The 374-nt window shown below is 40.4% G+C and carries 1 protein-coding gene; it reads left to right on the top strand.

What is annotated here, in order from left to right:
* On the top strand, positions 1 to 374 hold a 374-nt coding region (locus I6U50_RS15770; protein WP_198639556.1), incomplete at both ends, for a hypothetical protein.

Raw genomic sequence — 374 nt, forward strand, 5'->3', positions numbered from 1 at the left:
TTAGATGAAAATCAAAATCCATTAAATAATTCGATTGTAAATGAGGAGTTCAGCGGATTAGGTGCAGGTACTTATTTTGTACAGGCAGACAATGGCGATTGTGAGTCAGTTTCTGAAGCTTTGGTTATCATAGAAAATTTAGGAACTCCGGCGCAGCCGCAAGCAAGTATTGCGCACCAACCAACTTGTGAAGATACTACCGGGACTATTTCGGTAACTACGGTACAGGGAATTACTTATACTCTTTTAGACGAAAACCAAAACCCAGTAAGCAATTCGATTGCAAATGGAGAATTCAGCGGATTAGGTGCAGGTACTTATTTTGTACAGGCAGACAATGGTGATTGTGAGTCGACTTCCGAAGAACTTGTAAT

This window comes from Salegentibacter maritimus (assembly GCF_016236975.1).
In the GTDB taxonomy this organism is placed as follows: domain Bacteria; phylum Bacteroidota; class Bacteroidia; order Flavobacteriales; family Flavobacteriaceae; genus Salegentibacter; species Salegentibacter maritimus.